The 26146-nt window shown below is 70.6% G+C and carries 20 protein-coding genes; 16 read left to right on the top strand and 4 right to left on the bottom strand.

All coding sequences use genetic code 11. From position 1 onward, the window contains the following. Window position 1: 1 nt before the first annotated feature. A complete protein-coding gene (glgP, locus tag ACGFNU_RS08510; RefSeq protein WP_392591462.1) occupies window positions 2–2596 on the bottom strand; it encodes an alpha-glucan family phosphorylase in 2595 nt (864 codons plus the stop codon). A 69-nt stretch (window positions 2597–2665) separates the two neighbouring features. Beyond that, complete coding sequence (locus ACGFNU_RS08505; RefSeq protein WP_392591460.1) at window positions 2666–3199, bottom strand: VanZ family protein; 534 nt, start codon at window positions 3197–3199, stop codon at window positions 2666–2668. A gap of 172 nt (window positions 3200–3371) precedes the next feature. On the opposite strand from ACGFNU_RS08505, the gene ACGFNU_RS08500 reads away from it, so the two are divergent. The 10 genes from ACGFNU_RS08500 to ACGFNU_RS08455 all read left to right on the top strand — a co-directional run bounded on the left by ACGFNU_RS08500 (window position 3372) and on the right by ACGFNU_RS08455 (window position 16868). Then, window positions 3372–5396, top strand: a complete 2025-nt coding sequence (locus tag ACGFNU_RS08500) for an alpha-1,4-glucan--maltose-1-phosphate maltosyltransferase (RefSeq protein WP_392591458.1) — start codon at window positions 3372–3374, stop codon at window positions 5394–5396. A gap of 26 nt (window positions 5397–5422) precedes the next feature. Continuing rightward, window positions 5423–7210 carry a maltose alpha-D-glucosyltransferase gene (gene treS, locus ACGFNU_RS08495; RefSeq protein WP_392593453.1) on the top strand — a complete coding sequence of 596 codons (1788 nt, stop codon included), beginning with the start codon at window positions 5423–5425 and terminating at the stop codon, window positions 7208–7210. Between the two features lies 1 nt (window position 7211). Continuing rightward, on the top strand, window positions 7212–8645 hold the full coding sequence (locus ACGFNU_RS08490; protein WP_392591457.1) for a phosphotransferase: 1434 nt from the start codon (window positions 7212–7214) through the stop codon (window positions 8643–8645). A gap of 412 nt (window positions 8646–9057) precedes the next feature. Continuing rightward, window positions 9058–9945, top strand: coding sequence for a glycosyltransferase family 2 protein (locus ACGFNU_RS08485; protein WP_392591456.1), 888 nt, complete (start codon window positions 9058–9060; stop codon window positions 9943–9945). 14 nt (window positions 9946–9959) lie between these two features. Beyond that, entirely contained in the window at window positions 9960–11042 is a 1083-nt protein-coding gene (locus ACGFNU_RS08480; protein WP_392591454.1) for a GNAT family N-acetyltransferase, read from the top strand. Next, window positions 11039–12100, top strand: a complete 1062-nt coding sequence (locus ACGFNU_RS08475) for a glycosyltransferase family 2 protein (protein WP_392591453.1) — start codon at window positions 11039–11041, stop codon at window positions 12098–12100. Before ACGFNU_RS08480 ends, ACGFNU_RS08475 begins: the two co-directional genes overlap by 4 nt. After that, a complete protein-coding gene (locus ACGFNU_RS08470; RefSeq protein WP_392591451.1) occupies window positions 12100–12987 on the top strand; it encodes a polysaccharide deacetylase family protein in 888 nt (295 codons plus the stop codon). Before ACGFNU_RS08475 ends, ACGFNU_RS08470 begins: the two co-directional genes overlap by 1 nt. Beyond that, a complete protein-coding gene (locus tag ACGFNU_RS08465; RefSeq protein ID WP_392591449.1) occupies window positions 12980–14308 on the top strand; it encodes a lipopolysaccharide biosynthesis protein in 1329 nt (442 codons plus the stop codon). The genes ACGFNU_RS08470 and ACGFNU_RS08465 overlap by 8 nt, the downstream gene beginning before the upstream one ends. 113 nt (window positions 14309–14421) lie before the next feature. Beyond that, window positions 14422–16509, top strand: coding sequence for a hypothetical protein (locus tag ACGFNU_RS08460; protein ID WP_392591447.1), 2088 nt, complete (start codon window positions 14422–14424; stop codon window positions 16507–16509). Further along, window positions 16506–16868, top strand: coding sequence for a hypothetical protein (locus tag ACGFNU_RS08455; protein ID WP_392591446.1), 363 nt, complete (start codon window positions 16506–16508; stop codon window positions 16866–16868). The genes ACGFNU_RS08460 and ACGFNU_RS08455 overlap by 4 nt, the downstream gene beginning before the upstream one ends. Window positions 16869–16914: 46 nt before the next feature. Here ACGFNU_RS08455 and ACGFNU_RS08450 read toward each other — a convergent pair whose 3' ends face one another. Continuing rightward, window positions 16915–17673, bottom strand: a complete 759-nt coding sequence (locus ACGFNU_RS08450; protein WP_392591445.1) for a GntR family transcriptional regulator — start codon at window positions 17671–17673, stop codon at window positions 16915–16917. Window positions 17674–17802: 129 nt separating this feature from the next. Between ACGFNU_RS08450 and ACGFNU_RS08445 the strand changes: the two genes are divergently transcribed. From ACGFNU_RS08445 to ACGFNU_RS08430, 4 genes are all read left to right on the top strand, one after another. After that, window positions 17803–18039 carry a hypothetical protein gene (locus ACGFNU_RS08445; protein ID WP_392591443.1) on the top strand — a complete coding sequence of 79 codons (237 nt, stop codon included), beginning with the start codon at window positions 17803–17805 and terminating at the stop codon, window positions 18037–18039. Between the two features lie 453 nt (window positions 18040–18492). Further along, complete coding sequence (locus tag ACGFNU_RS08440) at window positions 18493–19914, top strand: xylan 1,4-beta-xylosidase (protein WP_392591442.1); 1422 nt, start codon at window positions 18493–18495, stop codon at window positions 19912–19914. Then, window positions 19911–21191, top strand: a complete 1281-nt coding sequence (locus ACGFNU_RS08435) for a cytochrome P450 (protein WP_392591440.1) — start codon at window positions 19911–19913, stop codon at window positions 21189–21191. Before ACGFNU_RS08440 ends, ACGFNU_RS08435 begins: the two co-directional genes overlap by 4 nt. A 30-nt stretch (window positions 21192–21221) precedes the next feature. Beyond that, window positions 21222–22385, top strand: a complete 1164-nt coding sequence (locus tag ACGFNU_RS08430; RefSeq protein ID WP_392591438.1) for a GNAT family N-acetyltransferase — start codon at window positions 21222–21224, stop codon at window positions 22383–22385. A 384-nt stretch (window positions 22386–22769) separates the two neighbouring features. On the opposite strand, the gene ACGFNU_RS08425 is transcribed toward ACGFNU_RS08430, so the two are convergent. Then, the gene (locus ACGFNU_RS08425) at window positions 22770–23063 is read right to left on the bottom strand and encodes a sigma factor (RefSeq protein ID WP_392591436.1); all 294 of its coding nucleotides are present in this window, start codon (window positions 23061–23063) and stop codon (window positions 22770–22772) included. Window positions 23064–23229: 166 nt separating this feature from the next. Here ACGFNU_RS08425 and glgB point away from each other — a divergent pair, with 166 nt between their 5' ends. Further along, a complete protein-coding gene (gene glgB / locus ACGFNU_RS08420) occupies window positions 23230–25752 on the top strand; it encodes a 1,4-alpha-glucan branching protein GlgB (RefSeq protein ID WP_392591434.1) in 2523 nt (840 codons plus the stop codon). Next, window positions 25749–26129, top strand: coding sequence for an ACT domain-containing protein (locus ACGFNU_RS08415; protein ID WP_392591433.1), 381 nt, complete (start codon window positions 25749–25751; stop codon window positions 26127–26129). The genes glgB and ACGFNU_RS08415 overlap by 4 nt, the downstream gene beginning before the upstream one ends. Window positions 26130–26146: the final 17 nt, after the last annotated feature.

Below are 26146 nucleotides of genomic sequence, written 5' to 3'. Positions count from 1 at the left end.
CCTAGCGCAGGTCTCCGTTGGTCATGCCGTGCGGGGCGGGCGGCAGGGCGACCAGGCCCATCTCCGCACGGCCGGCCAGCATCGGATGCCTGGGCACGACGCGCACGCTGTAGCCGAACGCGCCGCTCCTCGCCAGCGGCACCTCGCCGACGTAGCGCAGCAGGCCGTTCTCCACGGGTTCGCCGCCGGTGAGCTCCAGGTAGGCGGGATCGATCAGGGCGTCGGAGTCGTCGACCCGGCCGTAGGCGACCTCGACGGCGACGTCGCCCTGGTCCAGCCCGCCCAGGTCGACGACGACCCGCACCGGCAGGTTCGCGCCGACGTGCGGGCTCTCCTCCCCGCTCGTCTCGACGTGCTCGACCGCGACGCCCGGCCAGGCCTTGATGATCTTCTGCTTCCACGCCGCCAGGGACCGGGCGCCCGCGAACTCGTCGGCGGCCATCGCCCGTCCCGACAGGGCCGCCGGGGCGTAGAGGTCCTGCACGTAGTCGCGGACCATCCGCGTCGCCAGCACCTTCGGCCCGAGCGTGACGATGGTGTGCTTGACCATCTCCAGCCAGCGGCGCGGCAGCCCGGCGGGGTCGCGGTCATAGAACATCACCGAGACGTGGTCCTCGATCAGCTCGTACAGCGCCCCGGCCTCGATCGCGTCGCGGCGGTCGGGGGCGGCCAGCCCGTCGGCGGACGGGATCGCCCAGCCGTTCTGGCCGTCGAACCACTCGTCCCACCAGCCGTCGCGGATCGACAGGTTCAGCCCGCCGTTCAGCGCCGCCTTCATGCCGGACGTGCCGCACGCCTCCAGGGGCCGGAGCGGGTTGTTCATCCACACGTCGCAGCCCTGGACGAGTGATCGCCCGAGGTCCATGTCGTAGTCGGGCAGGAAGACGATCCTGTGCCGCACGTCCTCCCGGTCGGCGAAGCGCACGATGTCCTGGATCAGCCGCTTGCCGCCCTCGTCGGCGGGGTGCGACTTGCCCGCGATCACGATCTGGACGGGCCGTTCGGGGTGCAGCAGCAGCGCGCGCAGACGGTCGGGGTCGCGCATCATCAGCGTGAGCCGCTTGTACGAGGGGACGCGGCGCGCGAACCCGATCGTCAGCACGTCCGGATCGAGCGCCTCGGACACCCACGAAAGCTCGGCCCCGCTGGCACCGCGCTGCCGCCACGACTCGCGCAGCCGCCGCCGCGCGTCCCGGACGAGGCGTTCGCGCAGTGTCCGGCGCACCCGCCACATCTCGTTCTCGGGGACGTCCTGGACGCCCTCCCAGCCATGCGAGGACTCGACCACGTCCGGCACCTCGCGCGCGGCCAGGTCGAGCACCTCCCGGGCCACCCATGTGCCCGCGTGCACGCCGTTGGTGATGGAACCGACCGGGACCTCGGCGGTGTCGAACCCGCCCCACAGGCCGCCGAACATCTCGCGGCTGACCTCGCCGTGCAGCTTGCTGACCCCGTTGACACGCTGGGCCAGCCGCATCCCCATCACGGCCATGTTGAACACGGTCCGATCGCCGTCCGCGTAGTCCTCCGCGCCCAGCGCGAGCACGCGGTCGACGGGCACGTCGGGCTCCTCGTTCACCCCGCCGAAGTACTTGTGGATCAGCTCGCGCGGGAACCGGTCGATGCCCGCCGGCACCGGCGTGTGCGTGGTGAACACCGTGCCCGCCCGCACCGCTTCGAGGGCCTCGTCGAAGGTCAGCCCCGACTCCGAGACCAGCTCCCGGATGCGTTCCAGCCCGAGGAAGCCCGCGTGCCCCTCGTTGGTGTGGAACACCTCGGGCGCCGGATGCCCGCTGATGCGGCAGTACGCGCGGATGGCGCGCACACCGCCGATGCCCAGCAGCATCTCCTGGAGGAGCCGGTGGTCGCCGCCGCCCCCGTAGAGCCGGTCGGTGACGTCGCGGGCGGCGTGGTCGTTGTCCTCGACATCGGAGTCGAGCAGGAGCTGCGGCACGCGGCCGACCTGCGCCAGCCACACCTGGGCGTGCAGATCGCGCCCCTGCGGCAGGCCGATGGTGACGCGCACCGGAACCCCGGCGGCGTCGCGCAGCAGGGTGAGCGGGAGCCCGTTCGGGTCGAACGTGGGATAGCGCTCCAGTTGCCACCCGTCCGGCGACAGGGACTGGGAAAAGTAGCCGTGCCGGTAGAGGAGTCCCACCCCGATGACGGGCACGCCGAGATCACTGGCGGTCTTGAGGTGGTCCCCGGCGAGGATGCCGAGGCCGCCCGAGTACTGCGGCAGCGCGGCCGTGATCCCGTACTCCGGCGAGAAGTACGCGACGGCCTCGGGCGCGTCCTGGAGGTCCTGGTACCAGTGCGGCGCCGTCAGGTATTCGTTCAGGTCTTCCGCCGTGTCCTGAAGGCGTCTCAGGAACCGCCGGTCGACCGCGAGCAGGGACAGCCGCTCCGGCGAGACCTCGCCGAGCAGCCGGACCGGGTCATGGCCGACGGTCTCCCACAGCTCGGGGTCCACGGCGCGGAAGAGGTCGAGGGTCTCGTGGTGCCACGACCAGCGCAGATTGAGCACGAGCTGCTCGAGCTGGCGCAGCGGGCCGGGAAGGACAGAACGTACGGTGAATCGTCGGATTGCCTTCACGTACCGTAACGCTAGGTGCAGAAGCCACCAAAATGCGAGTCCGGACGACGGAAACGTCACCAGACGGATCTAGGTGAGGTCCCTGGATCGGCGTGAAACCTCGATCAGGCGGAGCACTCCCGCGGCCACCGCCGCGCCGGCCACGGTGCCGAACGAGTTGTAGGCCCAGTCGCCGGGATCGCACTGCCGGCCCGGGTCGAGTACCTGCAGAAACTCCACCATGACGAACGCGCCCGCCATGACCGCCGGGGCGGCCACGGCCCGGCGCGTCGCCAGGACCGCGAGGGAGCCGCACGGCACCCACAGCGCGACGTTCATCACGTCCTCCACGCCCCGCGTTCCGAAGATCCGCACCGACCACGCGATCTCCCCGGCCGGATCGCTCAGGCACTGCGCCAGGCGCGCGCCCGCGCCGGGGCCGATGCTCATCGGCAGCGTCATCGACAGCACGAGGCCTGTCCACAGCAGGAGCGCGAGCGTCGGGACCGGCGCCCAGCCGGCGCGCCGGGCGAGCGGCCGCCAGATCACGACGAGCAGCAGGGCGGCGAGCAGCGCCCAGAGCGACAGCGCGCGGAGGGCCTCGACGGGCACGTGATGCGGCACAACCGGACAGACGATCCGCGGGGGCGCGGGGTTCGCGCGCGGCTGGCCGCAGACGGCCACGTTACGGTCGGCTTCCGGCAAGTCGCCCAAAGTTATCGAAAGCTACAGGGCGGTAAGGGGGCGATCGCGGGCATGGACGGTTTTGGAAATCGCGAGCGGGTAGAGGTGGCGCATGCGTGTCGAGTCCAGAATGTCCGGCAAGCCCGATTCGCCGACGATGCGGCCGAAGATCGGCCGCATCCCCGTCCTGGACGTCGAACCCCAGCGCAGCTGCGGCGAATGGCCCGCCAAGGCCGTGGTCGGCGAGGCCTTCACGGTCTCGGCCACGGTGTTCCGCGAAGGCCACGAGATGCTCGGGGCCGCCGTGGTGCTGCGAACCCCGGACGGCGAGCCACTCCCCCTGGTCAAGATGATCGGGCACGACGACGGCACCGACCGGCTGCACGCCGAGGTGACGCCGACCGGCCCCGGCCACTGGCACTACCGCGTCGAGGCCTGGGGCGACCCGATCGCGCACTGGCGGCACGACGCGCTCATCAAGATCCCGCGCGGGCAGGACGTCGAGCTCATGTTCGCCGAGGGCGCGCTGCTCCTGCAGCGCGCGGCCGAGGGCGTGCCCGCCAAGAACCGGTCGCTGCTGCTGCGGCTCGCGAAGGCGCTCATCGACGTGACCACCGACGCCACCGAACGGCTCGACGCGGCGAACGCCCCCGACGTGCTCGACCTGCTGGAACGTTACCCGCTCCGCGAGCTCGTCACCGGCTCGCCGTGGTACCCGCTGGTCGTGCACCGCGAGCGGGCGCTGACCGGCTCGTGGTACGAGTTCTTCCCGCGGTCGGAGGGCGCCTCGTTCGACCCCCTCGGCCGCCGCGGCCCCATGTCCGGCACGTTCCGCACGGCGGCCAAGCGCCTGCCCGCCATCGCCGGCATGGGCTTCGACGTCGTCTACCTCCCGCCGATCCACCCGATCGGCGAGACCTTCCGCAAGGGCCCCAACAACACCCTCGAAGCCGGGCCGTACGACCCCGGCTCGCCGTGGGCGATCGGCTCGGCGGACGGCGGCCACGACGCGATCCACCCCGACCTCGGCACGCTCGACGACTTCAAGTCCTTCGTCGAGGCCGCGGCCGACCTCGGAATGGAGGTCGCGCTCGACTTCGCGTTGCAGTGCTCCCCCGACCACCCGTGGGTCACCGAGCATCCCGAGTGGTTCACCACGAGGGCCGACGGTTCCATTGCCTACGCCGAGAACCCGCCCAAGAAGTACCAGGACATCTACCCGCTCAACTTCGACAACGACCCCGAGGGCATCTACGCCGAGATCCTGCGGGTACTGCGGCACTGGATGGACCACGGCGTGCGGATCTTCCGCGTGGACAACCCGCACACCAAGCCGGTGCCGTTCTGGGAGCGGCTGCTCGCCGAGGTCGCCGAGACCGATCCCGACGTGCTCTTCCTGGCCGAGGCGTTCACGCGGCCGGCCATGATGCACACCCTCGCCAAGATCGGCTTCCATCAGTCGTACACGTACTTCACCTGGAAGAACTCCCAGTGGGAGCTGGAGCAGTACTTCCGGGAGCTGGCCGGCCCGGCCGCCGCCTACATGCGGCCCAACGTCTTCGTCAACACCCCGGACATCCTCAACGAGTACCTCGTGCACGGCGGCCGCCCCGCCTTCGAGATCCGGGCGATCCTCGCCGCGCTGCTGTCCCCCACCTGGGGTGTCTACTCCGGTTACGAGCTGATCGAGCACACCCCCGTCCGCCCCGGCAGTGAGGAGTACCGCGATTCGGAGAAGTACCAATACCGGCCGCGCGACTGGGAACAGGCCGAACGCGACGGCGCGAGCATCGCGCCGCTGATCACCCGGCTCAACGAGTTCCGCCGGGCGCATCCGGCGCTGCGCAGGCTGCGCAACCTGACGTTCCATTCCGTCGACCAGCACGAGTTCGTCTGTTTCTCAAAGAAACTTCTTGAGGACGTCGTGCTGGCCGTGGTCAACCTCAATCCCCATCAGGTCCGCGAGGCGACCGTCCATCTCGACCTGCCCGCGCTCGGGCTCGCCCCTGACGCGGAGTTCGCCGTCACCGACGAGCTCTCCGGCGAGACCTACACATGGCGGCAGGCGAACTACGTGCGTCTCGACCCCCACGTCCAGCCGGCCCACATTTTCACGCTCCGGAGAAACGAGAGTTGAGCAACCCCCAGTCTTCACCAGGGCCAATCCCTCGCGACGAACCGATTCCCGAGCTACCTCCCGAAGCCGCCCACGTACCCTCCGAGCCCGTCCCCGACTCGTTCCGCCTGGGCACGCCCCGTGATCCGCACTGGTACAAGACCGCCGTCTTCTACGAAGTGGCGGTGCGCAGCTTCCACGACTCCGACGGCAACGGGGTCGGTGACCTGCGCGGCCTGATCCAGCGGCTCGACTACCTGGAGTGGCTGGGCGTCGACTGCCTGTGGCTGCTGCCGCTGTACCAGTCGCCACTGCGCGACGGCGGGTACGACATCGCCGACTTCACCAAGATCCTGCCGGAGTTCGGCGAGCTCGGCGACTTCGTGGAGCTGATCGAGGAGGCGCACGCGCGCGGCATCCGCGTGATCGCCGACCTCGTCATGAACCACACCTCGGACCAGCATCCGTGGTTCCAGGCGTCCCGGTCCGACCCGGACGGCCCGTTCGGCGACTTCTACGTCTGGTCCGACAACGACGAGGCCTACTCCGACGCCCGGATCATCTTCGTCGACACCGAGACGTCCAACTGGAGCTACGACCCGGTGCGGCAGCAGAACTACTGGCACCGCTTCTTCTCGCACCAGCCCGATCTCAACTACGACAACCCGGCCGTGCAGGACGCGATGCTGGAGGTCCTGCGGTTCTGGCTGGACCTGGGCATCGACGGCTTCCGGCTGGACGCGGTGCCGTACCTGTACGAGCGGGAGGGCACCAACTGCGAGAACCTGCCGGAGACCCACGCCTACCTCAAGCGCGTCCGCGCCGAGGTCGACCGCCTCTATCCCGACCGGGTGCTGCTCGCCGAGGCCAACCAGTGGCCGGAGGACGTGGTGGAGTACTTCGGGGATCCCGGGGTCGGCGGCGACGAGTGCCACATGGCGTTCCACTTCCCGGTGATGCCGCGCATCTTCATGGCGGTACGGCGCGAGCAGCGCTACCCCATCTCCGAGATCATGGCGTCCACGCCCAAGATCCCTGAGAACTGCCAGTGGGGCATCTTCCTGCGCAACCACGACGAGCTGACGCTCGAGATGGTCACCGACGAAGAGCGCGACTACATGTACACCGAGTACGCCAAGGATCCCCGGATGAAGGCCAACATCGGGATCCGGCGGCGGCTCGCCCCGCTGCTCGACAACGACCGCAACCAGCTGGAGCTGTTCACCGCGCTGCTGATGTCGCTGCCCGGCTCTCCCGTCCTCTACTACGGCGACGAGATCGGCATGGGCGACAACATCTGGCTCGGCGACCGCGACGCCGTCCGGACGCCGATGCAGTGGGAGCCCGACCGCAACGCGGGCTTCTCCAAGTGCGACCCCGCGCGGCTCTACCTGCCGGTCATCATGGACCCGATCTACGGGTACCAGGCCGTCAACGTCGAGGCGCAGCGCAACAACCCCGGCTCGCTGCTGCACTGGACCCGGAAGATGATCGAGATCCGGCAGCGGCATCCGGTGTTCGGGGTCGGCTCGTACGTGGAGCTGTCCGCCTCCAACCCGAGCGTGCTGGCGTTCGTCCGGGAGATCAACGGCAGCGAGGTCAACCAGTGGGGCGGCATGGACACCGTCCTGTGCGTCAACAACCTGTCGCGGTTCCCGCAGCCGGTGGAGCTGGATCTGCGGAGGTTCCAGGGGTCCACGCCGATCGAGTGCATGGGCGGGGTGCAGTTCCCTGCCATCGGGGAGCTGCCGTACCTGCTGACGTTGCCGGGCCACGGTTTCTACTGGTTCCTGCTTCCGCCGCCGCACGGCTCTTCGGGCGAGGAGGCGATCTGACATGCGGTCCGGCGACGACCAGCCCGTGACCGATCAGCCCGTCACCGACCTGCTCGCCGGCTGGCTGCCGCACCGGCGGTGGTTCGCCGGCAAGGGCCGTGAGATCGACGAGATCTCCATCGCGACGGCGACCGAGCTGCGGCCCGCCGATCCGGCGCTGCACCATCTCGTCCTCACCGTCCGGCAGGGCGAGACGTTGGACCGTTACCAACTGCTCCTCGGCATGCGGCACGACCTGCCGGAGCGGTTGCGGCCAGGGGAGATCGGCCGGCTGCCCGGGGCGGACGGGATGTGGCTCTACGACGCCGCGTACGACCCGCAGGCGACCCGCGTCCTCCTGGGGCACATGGCGCACGGGGCCGTGGTGGGGCCGCTCCGGTTCTGCCACGCGCCGGGCATGGGGATCGAGACCGGCCTGGACGGCGTGGTCGGCACCGCCGAGCAGAGCAACACCTCGGTGGTGTTCGGCGACTCCTATATCGGCAAGCTCTTCCGGCGCCTGTCCCCCGGCATCAATCCCGACCTGGAGGTCAACCTCGCGCTGACCAATCTGGGCTGCGCGCACGTTCCCGCCGTGCACGGCTGGATCGAGCTCGAACAGTCCGGCGGCCCCGGCCTCGCCGACGACGAGGGCGCCACGCTCGCCCTGCTGTCGGAGTTCCTGCGGACCGGCACCGACGGCTGGCAGCTCGCCATCACCAGCGTCCGCGACTGGTTCGCACAGGCGCTGCCGCCCGGAACGGAGCCCGATCCGGGACTCGCCGGAGGGGACTTCGCCGCCGAGGCCGAACGGCTCGGCGCCGCGACGGCGGCGGTGCACCGGGATCTGGCGGCGGCGTTCGGCACGACACCGCAGCCGATCGCCGGGATCAGGGCGGCGGCCGAGGGAATGCGCGGCCAGCTCGCCGAGGCGTGCCAGGACGTGCCCGAGCTGGTGCCGTACGCGAAGGCCATCGGGGCCGCGTTCGACGAGTTCGCCGGGCTCTCCGGCTCGCCGCCGTTCCAGCGGATCCACGGCGACTTCCATCTCGGCCAGGCCATGCGCACCGAGACGGGATGGGTGCTGCTCGACTTCGAGGGCGAACCCGCGCGCTCACCGGGTGAACGACGCGCCGTCTCGCACCCGTTGCGGGACGTGGCGGGGCTGCTGCGCTCGTTCGAATACGCGGCGCGTTTCCTGCTCGCCGACGCGGAGAGCACCTCCCCCGAGGGGGCGCGCGAGCTCGAAATGCGCGCGCACGCGTGGGCGGCGCGCAACCGCTCGGCGTTCTGCCGCGGCTATGCGGCGGCCGGGGGCGTCGACCCCGAGGAGCACGCGGTCATCGTGCGGGCCTTCGAGCTCGACAAGGCGGTGTACGAGGTGCGCTACGAGGCGCGCAATCGGCCGTCCTGGCTCCATGTGCCGCTGCGTTCTCTCGCACATCTGGGCGACTGAAAAGGGCGGAAAAGAAAACGGACCGTCGCGGGCCGCCCGCGGCGGTCCGTTTCCGTTCGCGCGGGTGCCCATGAGTTCGGGGGATCTTTGTAAAATTCTCAAATCCCCCATATGTGGGAATTTTGCCATTCAGTTGAACCGTCCCGGCGGAGAGGCCTCCTGAGCGGGCGGCCCGGCCACGATGATCACCTGACCTGGCCACATGCGGACAGCAGCGATCTTCAACTTTATCCCGTTTCCCGGTGGAAGGCCCTAAAGGCGAGCGTGACGATGGCCTTACTAGTTGGAGCGGTACGAGGTACGTAGTGGATCCTGCGCAACTTACGGGAGTCCCCCGTCAATCCACCTGAACATGATGAGCGGAGCCGCCATCTAACCATTCAAGACGCCACAACCACTTACGGGGACTCCGATGCAAACTCCTGACTCTGTGCGCGCCACGGGACGCGGCTCGGGGCATGTCGACGCCGCGTCGAGGGCAGCCTCCCTCCACCACGCGCGTCCCGGCGGCCTGCTGTCCGTGTCGGGGCACACGCGGCGCTGGCCGACGGTCACCGCGGTCATCCCGACCCTCAACGAGGCCGCCAACCTCCGATGGCTCATGCCGCGGCTGACCGCGGTCGACGAGATCGTGATCGTCGACGGTGAGTCCACCGACGGGACCGTCGAGTACGTGCTGTCCGTCCGGCCGGACGCGCGCGTGATCGTCGAGCCTCCCACCGGCAAGGGCACGGCCATGCGGACGGGGATGGCCGCGGCGACCTCCGAAATGATCATCATGCTGGACGCCGACGGCAGCATGGACCCGGCCGAGTTCGACTCGTTCCTGGCCCTGCTCTGCCGCGGCTACGACTTCGTCAAGGGCACCCGGTACGGCTGCGGGGGCGGCTCGGACGACCTGACGGGGCTCCGCCGGCTCGGCAACTCCGTCCTCACCGGCCTGGCCAACCGGCTCTACAAGCAGAACTGGTCCGACCTCTGCTACGGCTACGTGGCCGTGCGCCGCGACGCGGTCGACCGGCTCGCGCTGGAGTCGACCGGCTTCGAGATCGAGACCGAGATGTGCGTCAACGCCGTGCGCGCCGGCCTGCGCATCGCGGAGGTCGCCAGCCACGAGACCGAGCGCCGCCACGGCGAGTCGAACCTCAACACCTGGCGCGACGGCTGGCGCGTGCTCAAGACGATGGTCCGGCTGCGCTTCGCGCCCAGCCTGGACAGCCGGCCCGAGCAGCTCCCCCTCGAGCCCCTCCCGTTGCACTTCCAGACGGCGACGGCGTTCAGCCGGACCGGGACCGAGTAAGGGACATCCCCGCGGTGAAAATCTCCATCGTCCGACCGCGCGACCTCGGTGAGGCCGAGATCAAGCGATGGCGCGACCTCCAGCTGACCGACCCCGACCTGGCGAGCCCGTTCCTCGCGCCGGAGTTCGCCATCGGCGTCGACCGGTTCCGCGACGACTCCCGCGCCGCCGTCCGGGTGGCGGTCGTCGAGGACGGCCCCGAGGTCGTCGCGTTCTTCCCGTACGAACGCGGCGCCCTGGGCATCGGCCACCCCGTCGGGTTCGGCCTGACCGACCTGCAGGGCATCGTCGCCCCGCCCGGCCTCCGGCTCGACGCGCGCGTCCTGCTGCGGGCCTGCGGCCTCGGCGTCTGGGACTTCGACCACCTGCTGGCCCGCCAGACGATGTTCGCGCCGTTCCACACCGTCCAGCGGGTGGAGCCGGTGATGGATCTGAGCGGCGGCTTCGACGCGTTCATCGAGAAGGCGCGGCAGGCCGCGCCCAAGACGCACAAGACCATCCGCTACAAGGAGCGCAAGCTCGGCCGTGACGTGGGCGAGGTGCGCTACGTCTTCTCGTCCGACGACCGCGCCGATCTGCGCCGGCTCATGGAGTGGAAGTCCGACCAGTACACGCGGACGGGCCGCACCGACCGGTTCGCGCGGCCGTGGATCGTCAGGCTCGTCCAGCACTTCCACGAGACCGGGTTCGGCGTGCTCAGCGTGCTCTACGCGGGCGACGAGCCGGTCTCGTCCCACTTCGGGCTCCGCAACGGGCACGTCATGGCGGGCTGGTTCCCCGCGTACGACACCCGGTTCGGCAAGTACTCGCCCGGCATGATCGGGCACATCCACCTGGCGCAGGGCTGCGCCGAGCACGGCGTCACCGAGATCGCGATGGGCCGCGGCGGCAAGGAGTTCAAGGAGGGCTTCACCAGCCGCGAGATCCCGATCGCCGAGGGCCGGGTCGCCCGGCCCACCCCGGGCGCCGGGGTGCACTGGGCCCGCACGACCCCGCTCAACAAGGCGCGCGGCGCCGTCCTCGACAACCCCGCGCTCTACAAGCGCGCCGACCGGGTGCTCAAGACCTACGCGCGGCTGAGGGGACGGACCCGATGAGCACCGGTCCCGTGAACAAAGTCGGATTTTCCGTCGTGATCTGCGCCTACACCGAGAAGCGCTGGGACGACGTGCACGCGGCGGTGGCCTCGGTGCGCGCCCAGCGGCACGCTCCCGAAGAGATCATCGTGGTCGTCGACCACAACCCCGCCCTGTACGCGCGGCTCCAGAAGTCGCTCACCGGCGTCACGGTCGTGGAGAACCGCGAGGGCCGCGGCCTGTCGGGCGGCAAGAACACCGGCGTCGCGGTCGCCCACGGTGACGTGGTGGCGTTCCTCGACGACGACGCGGTCGCCGCGCCCGGCTGGCTGGAGGCGTTCGCGCGCCACTACGACGACCCCGCGGTGGCCGGGGTCGGCGGGCTGACCCTGCCGATGTGGCCCGGCTCCACCCCGTCCAGCGAGCTCGTCTCGGCCCCCGTGCCGGCGACCACCGGAACGCGGCCGGGCTGGTTCCCCGAGGAGTTCGACTGGACGGTCGGATGCACGTACCGGGGCATGCGGCCGGGGCCGATCCGCAACCTCATGGGTGGCAACGCCTCGTTCCGCCGCGAGATGTTCCCGGTCGCGGGCGGTTTCAGCACCGGCATCGGGCGCAGCTTCCACAAGCGGCCGCTGGGCTGTGAAGAGACCGAGTTCTGCATCCGGCTGCGGCAGCGCAGCCCGGAGTCCGAGCTCGTCTACGACGACCAGGCGGTGATCTGGCACCGCGTGCCGACCGAGCGGGCGCGCTTCTCCTACTTCCGCGAACGGTGTTATGCCGAGGGGCTGTCCAAGGCCCTGGTCACGCAGAGCGTCGGCAGCCAGGACGGCCTGGCCAGCGAACGCGCCCACGCGCTCAAGACCCTGCCGCGCGGCGCGGTCAAGGGCGTCGGCGACGCCGTGCGGGGCGAGCCGGCCGGCATCGGCCGCGCCGGCGCCATCACGGTCGGGCTCGCGTGGACGGCGTGGGGCTACGGGATGGGGCTCGCCGCCGCACGCCGCGCGGGCCGCCGCGACCGGCGGGCCGCGGCGCGAGGACGGGCACAGGGGCGGCCGGGCGGCGAAGGGGTCGCCTGATGAGCGAGACGCGAGGCCGGCGGCCACCGGGCCGTGAGCCAGGGGCCGCTGCCGATGTGCCCGTGCTGATGTACCACTCGATCCGCGAGCGGCCGCCGCGCGCGACGGCGGGGCTCGCGGTGCGGCCCGGCGAGTTCGCCGACCAGATGGCGCTGCTGAAGGAGCGCGGCTTCACGCCCGTCCCGTTCTCGGCGGTGGCCAGGACGGCGGACACTGCGGCGACCGGCGCCGCGCTGCCCGGCGAGAGCGAGCCGCCTGGCAAGGGCGAGCTGCCTGACAAGCCGGTGGCCATCACGTTCGACGACGGGTACGCCGACTTCCACGAGCAGGCGCTGCCCGTCCTCGAAAAGCACGGCTTCACCGCGACGGTCTTCGTCACCACGGGCTGGCTGGCCGACGCCGGGGCCGACGCGGCCGGGCGTCCGCTCGACCGCATGCTGGCGTGGACGCAGGTCCGCGAGGCCGCGGCGCACGGCGTCGAGATCGGCGGGCACAGCCACAGCCATCCTCAGCTCGACCAGCTCGGCGACGCCGAGCTGCGGTCGGAGCTGACCCGCAACCGGGGCCTGCTCGAAGATCGGCTCGGCCGGGCGGTGACCACGATGGCCTATCCCTACGGATACTCCAGCCTGCGGGTCCGGCGTGCCGTCCGGGCCGCGGGGTATGACGCCGCGTGTTCGGTCGAGAACAGGCTCGGCCGCGTCACCGATGTGCTGGCGATCCCCCGGCTGACCGTCCGCATGTCCACCTCGCTCGGCACGTTCGAGCGGCTCGCGGACGGAAGGGGCATCCCCCTGATCTACCTCAAGGACCACGCCCTCACGCGGGGATACGCCGTGGTGCGCCGGACGCGGTACGCGGTGCGGCGGGTGACGGGCCGTGTCTGATCCGGGGATCCTCGCGCCGCAACCGCCGGGGCAGCCCGGGTGGCTGCGCCGCGAGCTGTCCAACCCGCTGTTCCGCAACGCCTACGCGCTGGTCGCCAACGGCGGGCTCACCGGGTTGCTGGGGCTGGCCTACTGGGCGCTGGGCGCGAAATTCTACGCCCCCGACGACGTCGGCCGCAACTGGGCCGTGATCCAGGCGATCATGTTCGTCGGCAGCGTGACGATGCTCAACTTCCTGCTGATCCGGTTCATCCCGCAGACCGCGCGGAGCACCCGCTCGCTGGTTCTCGTCTGCTATGGCACCGGGACGGCGGCCGCGGCTCTGCTGGCGCTGGCGTTCCTCGCGACGCTGGACGTCTGGGGCCCGTCGTTCCAGCACCTGAGCAACTGGAAGGCGGCCGCGTGGTTCCTCGCGATGGCCGTCGCCTGGAACCTGTGGAACCAGCAGGAGGGCGTCTTCACCGGGCTCCGGCACGCCGGCTGGGTGCCGATCGTCAACGTCGTCTTCGGCGCGACCAAGCTGGTCATGCTGGTCGCGCTGGCGGCGGCCTTCCCGGACGACGGCGTGACGCTGTCGTGGTTCGTGCCGGTGACGGTCGCGCTGATCCCCGTCAGCCTCCTGATCTTCGGGCGCATGATCCCCGCGCACAGCCGGGAGAACTTCGGCCGCGGGCCGCGCCCCACCTATGGCGAGATCGGCCGCTATGTCGGCGGCGCGTACGTCGGCGGCGCGTTCCAGTACGCCTCGATCAGCCTCATCCCGGTCGTGGTCGCCGCGCACATCAGCGAGACGGCCAACGCCTACTTCCAGATGGCCTACGCGCTCGGCATGATGCTCGACCTGCTCGCGCTCACGCTGTCGATGTCGCTGACCGTCGAGGGCTCGTTCGAGCGCGAGAAGCTCGCCGAGTCGACCAGGGCGGCGCTGCGGCGCACGTTGATGCTGATGACGCCGATCGTGGTCATCGTGATCGTCGCGGCGCCGTTCGCCCTGGAGTTCTTCGGCCACGAGTACAGCGAGAAGGGCGCGCCCCTGTTGCAGATCCTGGCGCTGGCTGTGCTGCCCAAGGCGCTGATCGAGCTCTACATCGGCGTCCTGCGCGTGGAGAACCGCACCCGCCTGATCGCGCTGCTGCAGGCGATCCGCTTCGTGGGGGTCCTGGCGCTCATCCTGGCCCTCTTCGACTCCGCGCACCTGGCCACGATCGGCCTGATCATCGTCGGCGTGAACGTGGTGGTCGCCGCGGCCATACTCCCGGGATTGCTGAGGGCGGCCAAGGCAAAGCCTTCCCTCGCCCCTGAGGGGCGGGATATCTCTTGAACGTGACGGTTCGTCAGACCTCACAGAGCGGAGGGGGCTCTCCTCGCGAGGAGCAGGCCGTACGACCGCCGGCGCCGCGGACCCCCAGGCCGGTTCTGATCGGCCTGTGCGCGATGCTGACGCTGGGCCTCCTGCTGTTCTGGGTGCCGCTGCGCGGCGTCGACCTCGAAGCCATGGACGGGTACGGGCTGATCGGCGTGCTGCCGATCGCCTCCCTGCTCGGCGCCGCGCTGCTCGTGCTCACGTTCATGGCGACGCTGGCGCTGGCCCGGCCGTACCGGCTGCTGCTGGCCGCGCAGATCCTGTTGCTGATCCTCACCTTGCACGCGGTGACGCTGGCCCTGGAGCCCAACGCGCGCTTCCCCACCGCGTGGCAGACCGCGGGCTTCATCGAGTACGTGACGCGCAACCACACGGTCAGCTGGGATCTGGACGCCCGCTTCTCGACGCCGGGGTTCTTCGCGTTCGTCGCTTTTGTCATGAAAGCGGTCGGCCAGAACGACATCGAGCCGATCCTGCGCTGGGCACCCGCCGTCACCAACCTGCTCTACCTGATCCCCTACATCCTGATCCTGCGGGTGCTGCGCGCGACCTGGCGGGCCAAGTGGTTCGCGGCGTGGCTGTTCATCGCCGCCAACTGGGTCGGCCAGGACTACCTGTCGCCCCAGGCGTTCGCGTACCTGCTCTATCTCTTCTTCGTGGCGATCCTGGTCAACTGGTTCAGGCACCACGACGAGAGGACGACGGGATCAGGGAGCCGCCGTACGGGCGACACCCGTGAGCGGACGGGCGGGCTCTGGCGCGTCTACAACTGGCTGTTCGGGGCCAAAGACCCGGGTGAGCTGCCGGCCAAGCCGGTGGGCGTGCGCGAGCAGTCGATCCTCCTCGTCCTGCTCTTCATCCTGATCCTGGTCGGCACCGCCGCGCACCAGCTCACCCCGTTCCTGATGACGGCGTCCTGCGCCGGGCTCGTGCTCGTGCGCCGCTGCAACCTGCGCGGCCTGCCGTTCATCGCCGGGGTCGTGTACGCGGCGTGGATCAGCTTCATGACCGTGGGCTACTGGTCCAGCCGCAAGGGCGAGCTCTTCGGCGGCCTGGGCAAAGTCTTCACCAACGTCCAGCAGAGCACGGGCGGACGGATCGGCAACGTCTCGGGCGCCACCCAGGACATCCAGATGCTCCGCATCCTCATCGCGGTCGCGGTCGTGGGCCTCGCGGTGACCGGGCTGCTGCGGCGGCGGGCCCGCGGCATCGACGACCGCGTGGCGCTCGTCCTCCTGCTGGTCCCGTTCTCCTCGTTCGGCCTGCAGAACTACGGCGGCGAACTGGCGCTCCGCATCTACTTCTTCATGCTGCCCGCCGCCTGCCTGCTGATCGCCTACCTCTTCTTCCCGGCCCCCTTCGACGCCCCCCGGGTGCGGGATCCGAAGGTCAAGATCTGGCTGGGCCACCTGCGCACGGGCTCGCGGCGGCACTGGCCCGCCGTCGCGGCCGCCTCCGTCTTCGCGCTGCTCCTGACCGCCGGCTTCCTGTCGGTCCGCTACGGCAACGAGAAGTACGAGCAGGTGCGCAAGAGCGACGTGAAGGCGTTCGACGTCGTGCTGCGCTCGACCGACGGCGCGGTCGGGGTGGTGTGGCTCAGCGCCGAGAATCCCGAGCTCGTCGGCGGCGAACCCGTGATGCCCTGGTCGTACCGGAGCTGGGAGCGGTTCACCCGCACGCCGGTGGTCGCCAACCGCAACAATCCCGCCGACATCTCCCAGATCGTCCAGCGCCTCAAGGAGCAGGGACCCGGCGGTTTCTTCGTCACCACCCGCAGCCATGAGGACTACCAGGTGCTCTCCGGCGGGCTGGCGCCCGACTACGCGATCAAGATGCGCCGGGCGATGGCCGCCTCACCCGAGATCACGACCGTCTTCGCCGACAAGGACGCCGCCGTCTACCGCTTGAAGAACCCGCCCGCCGAGCCCCGGCCCACGGTGCCCCCGGCCGCGGGTCTCGGCATGCGCAACTCGCCCTGGACCCCGGCGGGCCTGATCTACCTGCCCGTCCTGCTCGGCGTCCTGCTGGCCCGCGAGCTCCGCCGCCTGCGGCTGCCGCCGGGCGAGCTGCGGCGCCTCCGTCCGCTCACCGTGCTCGCGATCCCCCTGCTGATCAGCGTGGTCGCGGTCATCATCGAGAGGTTCGTGATCATCTCGTGACGATCGTGCTGGCCCTGCTGCTCTTCGCCGTCCCGGGCGCGGCGTTCTGGTCCCTCATGCGCGGCTTCGACCCGGTCGGCCGGCTGGTGGTCTCCACCGCCGCGAGCATCGTCACGGTCGCGGGCGCCGCCCAGATCCTCCTCATGGCGGGGTTCTGGTCGCCCGGCTCGGGGCTGGTGGCCGTCCTGCTCCTCAGCGGCCTGGTGGCCGGTCTGGCCCGCCTGCACCGCCCCCGGCGGCTCGCGCACCTTCACATCCCCCGGCCGCCGTCGGCCCGGCCGCCGTCCACCGTCACCCGGCACGACATCCCCGTCCGCCGCCGCGACGAGGACGAGGAGGCCTGGCTTTACAAGGACTGACACCCGAGTGGCACCGGCCTGGCACCGCCGGCCCGGCCGGTCGCGGTCAGAGGTCGATCGAGTAGTCGAGGACGACGCGGTCGGCGGGGATGACGATCTCCCGGCACACCTCCAGGACGCGGGCGCGGGAGATCATGCGGCGGGTGATCGCGAGCACGGGGACACCGGAGGAGATGTGCAGGGTCTCGGCCTCCTCGGGGGTGGGCATGCGGGATCGGACGGCCTCCTCGACCCGCGTCGGCGGGTGGCCGAGGTATTCGAGCTGGGCGAGGGTGCCGCCGGGCCAGGGCTCGCGGTCGGGGTCGGCGACGGGGGTGTCGCCGACGATGTCCCATGGCAGGTAGTTGACCGAGATCTGCTGCGGCTCGCCGCGGGCGAAGAAGACGAAGCGGCGGCGGAGGAGCTCGACCCCGGTGGGCAGCTCGAAGAGCGACGCCAGCTCGGCGTCGGCGTTCGTCCGGGTGTAGTGGCGGTCGAGGCGGTAGTCGTTCCAGCCGATCCGCTGGTCGTGGGTGAACGTGGTGGCGGGCACCGCGAGCGGCCGGGTGACCGCGCGGTACCGGTCCATCGCCACCCGGCGCGCGGGCGGGGAGACCTTGACTATCGTGCCGCCGCCGCGGCGGGTCTCGATCAGTCCCTCACCGCGCAGCAGCGCGATGGCCTGCCTGACCACGATCTCCGAGACGCCGTGGCTCGCGCACAGTTCGGTCATGGTCGGCAACCGCGAGCCCGGCGGGTAGTCACCGTCCCGGATCTGGTCCCGCAGCGCGTCGGCGATCCGGAGGTAGGCCGGACGGTCCGGCACAGGCGCCACCTCCCCTCGTCGCGCCCCCGGGGCCCGTCCCCCCGCTATCCCAGGGGGAACGGTCCGCTTACGGATAGCTTGACACCAGTTATAACCGAGTAAGACTTGTGTATACGAAACATCCCCCTCGTGGAAAGGACGACCTTGATGGGCGACTTCGACGAGTTGAAGGCGGCCATCGAGTCGGACCACCCGGGGTGGCTGGTCTGGCGCAGCGACGCCGGACGCTGGTACGCCACCCGCAGCGGAGACCTCACCGACGCCCAACTCCAGGCGGGATACGCGATGACGGTGGCCGCCGACGACTCCGCCGGGTTGCGCGAGCTCCTGCTGGAGCAGGCACGCAAGGACCAGGAGGGGACCTGATGCGGGAGCGGGAGACCGGCGGCCCGGTCCGCGAACGGGGGCCGGACCGGGCCGGGGTCGTTTCCGGTACGGAAGGGACCTGTGTCGCTGAGGTGACACAGGAGTGGAGACCCGGTCGGCGTGGTGGATGTCACCGGCCGGGACAGGAGGACGTGACCGCACGGACGGCGACCGACGCGACCCCCGACAAAGTGTCGTGCCGCCCGTGCGGTCACCGGGTTCGCGGTCACAGAGTCGGCCAAAACCCCCATTTCATCGGGTGTCCCCTTCCGGCCACTCTGGGTGCGGCGCTCTCCCCCGCCGGCGGGTTGTTTCCGATGATGCCCGGGGGTAAGGCGGTTATTACGGAAACTTGAACGGGCGGGTGAACTCTCACCCTCTTTCCGGCGTTCTAACAGTTATGCCGAGCGCGTTCCCGGCACGACACCGGCCGCCCCTTTCCAGGAGGCCCCTTTGGACGCCCATCCGCGATCAGAACCGAGCAGCGCCTCGGCCCGTCCGGCGTTGTTCCACAACCGCCACGGCCGTCACGGCCGTCCCCGGCAACGCCTGATCCTGATCGCGCTCGGCGCCGCGCTCGCGGTCCTGCTGACCTCGGCGATCGTCGTCGTGGTGACCGGCTGGCGACCGGGCGGCGGCGAGCCCGGGGTGAGCGCGCCCGCCCCGCCGGCGACCAGGGTCGGCGCCGGCGCCCCCGGCCGGTGGCCCGCCTGGGGCTTCACCCACACGCAGAACACCGTCGACCGGCAGCAGGGCCCGCAGCAGGCGCTCACCGACCTGACCGCGCAGCCGATTCCGCAGGTCACGCCCATCATGGGCTGGGGCATCGACAACCCGATGCCGCGCCCGGGCGAGTTCGACTGGAGCTCGATGGACCGGCGCATGGCCACCATCCGGCAGACGAAGGGCACCCCGGTCGTCACGCTCTGCTGCTCCCCCGACTGGATGAAGGGCGGCCCGGCGGGCAACACTGACTGGAGCCGGCTCGAACTGGCCGTGGAGCCCAAGCATTTCGACGACTTCGCCAAGCTCGCCGCCGCGGTCGCCAAGCGTTATCCGGACGTTCGCTACTACACGGTCTGGAACGAGTTCAAGGGATTCTGGTACCCGCCCGGCAATCGCTGGGACTACGCCGGCTACACCAAGCTCTACAACAAGGTCTACGCCGCCTTGAAAAAGGTCAATAAGAATATCAAGGTGGGCGGCCCCTATATGGTCTTGAACAGCAACGCCCCCGGCCGCCAGAACGGCCCTTCGGAGCTGACCGGTTCCTGGGGAAGCATGGATCAGCGCGATCTCGACGCGATCAAATACTGGATGAAGCACAAGAAGGGCGCCGACTTCCTCGCGGTCGACGGGCACAGCATGCCCACCCAGAAGGAGATCCGGCTGAACGAGTTCCAGGTGCTGTCGAAGTTCTCCGACCTGACCCGGTGGCTGCGGGCCCTCGGCAAGGGCCTCCCCGTGTGGTGGGCCGAGTGGTACGTCGAGCCGGTGCCCTCCGACTGGACCGACGAGCGCCGCGGCGCCGTGTTCACCGCGGCCATGATGGAGTTCGTCCGCGGCGGCGCGGCCAGCGCCTACTACTGGAGCCCGCAGACCACGACCACCGACGACTGCCCCGGGTGCCTGTGGTCGGGCACCGCGCGGGGCGGCGGCGCGACGCCGACCCTCGGAATGTTGCAGAACTTCGCCCGCTGGTTCCCGCCCGGCACCCCGCTCGCCGACGTCACCTCGTCCAACCCGGCGGTGCGCGTCCTGGCGCAGCGACAGCAGATGGTCGTCGTCAACACCACCGCCCAGCCCGCGCAGACCCAGCTCGGGGGCAGCCCGCTCGCCCTCGCCCCCTACGAGGTGAAGTGGATCAGCAGATGACCGTCGGACCGCACTCCACCGCCCGGGCGCGCGAGCTCGGCATCGACCTGGTCGACATCGCGTTCTGGGACCGGCCGCACGAGGCGCGGCTGGCCGACTTCGCCCGGCTCCGGGCCCTGGAGTCGCCGGTCTACTTCGCCGAGCCGCGGGTGCCGCTCGTCCGCGCCGGCAAGGGCTTCCACGCGCTGGTCCGGCACGCCGACGTCGTCGAGGCCAGCCGCAACGCCAAGGTCTTCTCCAGCGAGCCGGCGGCCACCTCGCCCGAGCCGCCGCCATGGCTCGCCAAGGTGTTCGGCACGCCGATGGTCAACATGGACGATCCGGCGCACGCCCGGCTGCGGCGGATCGTGTTCCGCGCGTTCACCCCGAAGATGCTGGCCAAGATCGAGGACGAGGTCCAGGCGATCGCGACCCGCATCGTCGACCGGGTGATCGAGGAGGGGCCGCGCGACTTCGTCGCGCAGGTCGCCGCGCCGTTCCAGCTCGCCGTCATCTGCGCGATGATGGGCATCCCCGAGAAGACCCGGCCCTACGTGCTGTCGCGCGTCGACGCCATGACCGAGTACTCGGGCGTCCGCGGCTCGCTGGCCAGCCCCCGCACGCTCCGGCTGCTCTACGGCAACCTCAAGGCCATCGTCGACCTGCACCGCCTGGTCGCCAGGCTCGGCCGCGTCCGGCGCGAACGGCCGGCCGACGATCTGGTGTCGGCGCTGGTCAACGCCAACCCCGACGGCGAGCGGCTGTCGATCCGCGAGCTCGGCTCGTTCTTCGACCTGCTGCTGGTGGCGGGCAACGAGACGACCCGCAACACGCTCACGCACGGCCTGAAGCTCTTCACCGACCACCCCGGCCAGCGCGACCTGCTGCTGGCCGACTACGACGCGCGCGTCGGCGGCGCGATCGAGGAGCTCGTCCGGTACGTGTCGCCGATCATCCAGTTCCGGCGGACGGTGACCACGGACCACGAGCTGGGCGGTCACACGTTCCATGCCGGCGACAAGGTCGTGCTGTTCTATCCGGCCGCCAACCGCGACCCGGCCGCGTTCAAGGACCCCGACACGTTCGACATCACCCGCGAGCCCAACAAGCACGTCGCGTTCGGCGGCCCGGGCCCGCATCTGTGCCTGGGCGCGAACCTCGCCCGGATGGAGCTCAAGATCATGTTCCGGGAGCTGTTCACCCGGCTGCCCGGCCTGCGCGCCGATGGCGAGCCCGACTACCTGCTGTCGAACTTCGACAACGGCATCACCCGCCTGCCCTTCACCTTCGACCGATAACGGCAACTCCCCGCATTCTGGAGACGCCTCATGCACGTGTCCGTGATCCGGCCCCGCGAACTCGGCGAGACCGAGCTCACCGCCTGGCGCAAGATGCAGCTCGGCCTGTCCCATCTGGCCAACCCGTTCCTGTCGGCCGGCTACTCGGTCGCGGTCGACCGGGTCGTCGACGGTGCCCGCGTGGCCGTGCTCACCGACGGCCCCGAGATCGTCGGCTTCTTCCCGTTCGAGCGGCACGGCCGCGCGAGCGCCGGCGCGATCGGCGGCTGGCTGTCGCTCGGCCAGGGCCTGGTGCACGTCCCGGGCCTGGAGCTGGACGCGCGGCGGCTGCTCCAGGGGTGTGGCCTCGCGGCCTGGGAGTTCGGCACCCTCGTCGGCGACCAGCCGTGGTTCGCCCCCTATGCGACCAAGCGGCTCGACTCGGCCGTGATGGATCTCAGCGGCGGCTTCGAGGGGTTCACCGGCGACCTCAAGGCCAAGGGCTCCAAGGTCGTCAAGCAGACGCGGTACAAGGAGCGCAAGCTCGGCCGCGACATCGGCGAGGTGTCGTTCGCGTTCGACGTGCGCGACGACGCGGCGCTGGAGCTCGTCCGGGCCTGGAAGTCCGACCAGTACCGCGCGATGGGCCGCACCGACCGCTTCGCCAAGCCGTGGGTCGCCGAGCTCGTCGAACTGCTGCACCACACCCACGACGAGCACTTCGCCGGGTCGCTCTCCATGCTCTACGCCGACGGGCGCCCCGTCGCGGGCCATTTCGGGCTGCGCAGCGACCACACGCTCGTCACATGGTTCCCGGTGTACGACCCCGAGTTCGCCAAGTACTCCCCCGGCCTGGCCTTGCACCTGCACATGGCCGAAGAGGCGGCCGCGTTGGGCATCCAGCACATCGACATGGGCCCCTCCATCGGCTGGCGCTACAAGCAGGAGTTGCAGACCTGGTCGCACGAGGTCTCCGAGGGCGTCGTCCGCCGCCCCACCGCCGCCGGCGCGGCGCACTGGCTCCGCTACGAGCCGGTCGCCCGCGGCCGCGACCTGGTCCTCAACAACACGACGCTGTACGCGATGGCCGACCGCACCATGCGCCGCGTCGGCCAGTGGCGATCGCGGAAACGGCGCCTGCTCGGCGTCGCCGCGATGCCGGCCGGCGGCGAGCCGTTCGCCGAGACCGCCGCCGCGTTCTCCTTCCTGGGCTAGCCCCCGGTCGCTGCCGCATCGTGGCGACGTCCATCTGATGGATCCGCAGATGCATGAGCTGGTCGGTCAGGTACCAGACCGTGCCCTTCGTCCCCGGGACCAGGCCGTGGGTGCCGTCCTGTACCGCGAGCCGGGCCCGCGCGGCGCCGGTCTTCAGGTCGAGGATCGCGATCACCGGCCCGTCCGGCTCATCGCACGACATCAGCACCGTCCCGGCCGTGCGGTCGATCTCGGCGATCTCGGCGTTGTTTCCACAGTCCCACGGGGGACGGAGGGTTCCCAGGACCCGGCCGTCGCGAGGGTCGCGCTGGGTGAGCGTCCACGGACCCGAGCGGGCGACGCTTCGCGACCAGAGAGTGTCGGCGACGGCCGTGGTCCTGGCCATCAGCCCCGGGACAGGGATGAGGATGATCGCGGTGGCGGAGGCTCCGGCGACGACGCGGTGAGGTGCTCGCGCCAGGAGCGGCGCCGGTCGTTGATCACCAGGCGGAGGATCGTCCGGCGCACGTACCCCTCGGGATCGTCCTTGCGGTGCACCCGCGACCAGCCGAGCAACGTCTTGGTGAGGGCGGTCTGGACGACGTCCTCGGCCCGATGGGCATCGCCGGTCAGCAGATGTGCGTACCGCAACAGGGCGGGCAGCCGCACCCCCGCCCAGTCCCGGAATTCCGCGTCCACCCGGCACCCCTGTCAGCTCACGTTCATCGTTCGCTTTCCAAGGACACATGAGGGGGCTCGGTGGTTGCCTCCGGAAACCAGACCGGTTTCGCACGTGAAATACGTCGATCTCGGGGCAGTCCTACCTTCGGAGTCCGACCCCCTGCGGTGAGGAGGCCATGAATCCATGGCACGGGTGACGCGCGCTGAGATCGACCGGCTCGTCGGCGGAGACCACCACGACCCCCACGGCATCCTGGGAGCCCACCCGGGCCGGGACGGCGTGACGGTGCGGGCGCTGCGCCCGATGGCGGAGAGCGTCGAGGTGATCCTGCCCGACGGCGACCGGCATCGGATGCGCCACTTCCACGGTGGTGTGTTCGTCGTCACACTCCCGCCGGAGGCGTCGCTGTCCGGCTCCGGCCGGAAGGAGGCGCCGCTCGCCGTGCCCGACTACCGGCTCGCGGTCCGGTACGGGGACGGGAACGAGATCGTCCAGGACGACCCGTACCGCCACGTGCCCACCTTGGGCGAGCTGGACCTGCACCTGATCAGCGAGGGGCGGCACGAGGAGCTGTGGCGGGCGCTGGGAGCGCGCGTCCGCACGTACGCCTCGGCGTTCGGGCCCGTGACGGGCACCGGCTTCTCGGTCTGGGCGCCCACCGCGCGGGGCATCCGGGTGCTGGGCGACTTCAACCACTGGGACGGGCGCGCCCATCCGATGCGGTCCCTGGGATCGACCGGGGTGTGGGAGCTGTTCGTGCCCGAGGTCGCCGACGGCACCGTCTACAAGTACGAGATCCTCGGCGCGGACGGGGTGTGGCGGGCCAAGGCCGACCCGATGGCGCAGGCCACCGAGACGCCCCCGGCCACGGGGTCGCGCGTCTTCACGTCCTCGTACGAGTGGGGCGACGGCGACTGGATGGACCGGCGCAAGGAGCGGTCGTGGGTCAGCGAGCCGATGAGCGCGTACGAGGTGCACCTCGGATCGTGGCGCCCCGGCCTCAGCTACCAGGAGCTGGCCGACGAGCTCACCGAGTACGTGCGCGACATGGGCTTCACGCATGTGGAGTTCCTGCCCGTCGCTGAGCATCCGTACGGCCCCTCCTGGGGCTACCAGGTCACCTCCTACTACGCGCCGACGTCGCGCTTCGGGGATCCGGACGGCTTCCGGCACCTGGTCGACCGGCTGCACCAGGCGGGCATCGGCGTCATCGTCGACTGGGTGCCCGCGCACTTCCCCAAGGACGAGTGGGCGCTGGCGCGCTTCGACGGGACGCCGCTGTACGAGCACGCCGATCCGGGCCGCGGCGAGCACCCCGACTGGGGGACGCTGGTCTTCAACTTCGGCCGTGCCGAGGTCCGCAACTTCCTGGTGGCCAACGCGTGCTACTGGCTGGAGGAGTTCCACGTCGACGGGCTGCGGGTGGACGCCGTGGCCTCGATGCTCTACCTCGACTACTCGCGCGAGGAGGGCCAGTGGACGCCCAACATCTACGGCGGCCGCGAGAACCTGGAGGCGATCTCGTTCCTCCAGGAGATGAACGCGACGGCGTACAAGCGCAACCCGGGGATCATGACGATCGCCGAGGAGTCGACCGCCTGGCCCGGCGTCACCCGGCCCACCCACCTCGGCGGGCTCGGCTTCGGCTTCAAGTGGAACATGGGCTGGATGCACGACACCCTGGAGTACCTGCGGCACGAGCCGGTCTTCCGGCACTACCACCACGGCGAGATCACCTTCTCGATGGTGTACGCGTTCTCCGAGAACTACGTCCTCCCGCTCTCCCATGACGAGGTCGTCCACCTGAAGGGGTCGCTGCTGGGCAAGATGCCCGGCGACAGCTGGCAGAAGTTCGCCGGGCTGCGCGTCCTGCTCGCCTACATGTGGTCGCACCCCGGCAAGCAGCTGCTCTTCATGGGCGGCGAGTTCGGCCAGGGCGCCGAATGGGCCGAGGAGCGCCCGCTCGACTGGTGGCTGCTCGGCAACGCCGCCGAGGGCGCGGCCCACATCGGCGTGCAGCGGCTCGTCCGCGACCTCAACCGCAACTACCGGACCCATCCCGCGCTGTGGACCAGGGACAATGAGCCGGACGGCTTCCACTGGATCGACGCCAACGACGCGGCGGGCAACGTGCTGTCGTTCCTGCGGACCGGGACGGCGGAGGGCGGCGAACGCACGCCGGTGGTGGCCTGCGTGGTCAACTTCTCCGGCAGCCCGCACGAGAACTACCGGCTGGGCCTCCCGCACGCGGGCCCGTGGCGCGAGGTGCTCAACACCGACGCCTTCGAGTACGGCGGCAGCGGCGTCGGCAACATGGGCAAGGTCGATGCCATCGAGGAGCCCTGGCACGCCCAGCCCGCGTCCGCCGTGCTGCGTATTCCGCCGATGGGCGCCGTCTGGCTCGTCCCCGACGAGCCGCTCGAGGACATCGTCGACGTCGCCCCCGCCGAGATCGAGGCGGCCGTCGAGAACGACTTCCCGCCCGGGCCGTCCGGCGTACGGTCCAGCGCCCCCGCCGACAGCCCCGGCACCCTTGAGACGCCTGACACGCCTCCGGACGACGCGCCCGCGAACGTCCCGGCGGGTGGCGCGGCGGGTACGCCGGCCGACACGCCGATCGGGGCGAGCACGAGCGATCTGGCGGGCGGCCCGGCGCCGGCGGAACCCGCGGCGGACGAGGAGGCGGCCCCTAGACTGCCGGAGTGACCTCTCCCACCGCCCAGAAGCTCCACGTCGTGCCCTCCCAGTTCCTGGTGGAGCACATCCCGAACTCGACGTTCCCCGAGGACGACGAGTGGATCGCCCTGGTGCGGGCGCCGGAGGGCCTGACCGTGATCCGGGAGGCGCCGCCGTACGTGGAGGCCGAACGCTGGATCGGGCTCTACGGCGGGGCGAGCGCGCACGGCCTGGACGTGCCCGGCATGCTGGCCGCGATCGTGGGCCCGCTGGGCGACGCCGGGATCTCGGTCTTCGTGGCCTCCACGTATCACGCCGACCTCGTCCTGGTGCCCGAGCACCGGCTCACGGCGGCGACGGCAGTCCTCAAAGAGGCGGGCCACGAGGTCATCTCCGGGCCGGCTTAGGCCATCCCGGAGCGGGC

This window comes from Spirillospora sp. NPDC048911 (genome assembly GCF_043198015.1).
Lineage (GTDB): Bacteria > Actinomycetota > Actinomycetes > Streptosporangiales > Streptosporangiaceae > Spirillospora.
Note: the sequence above shows the minus strand (reverse complement) of the source record. Positions and strands in the feature narration are given on the sequence as shown.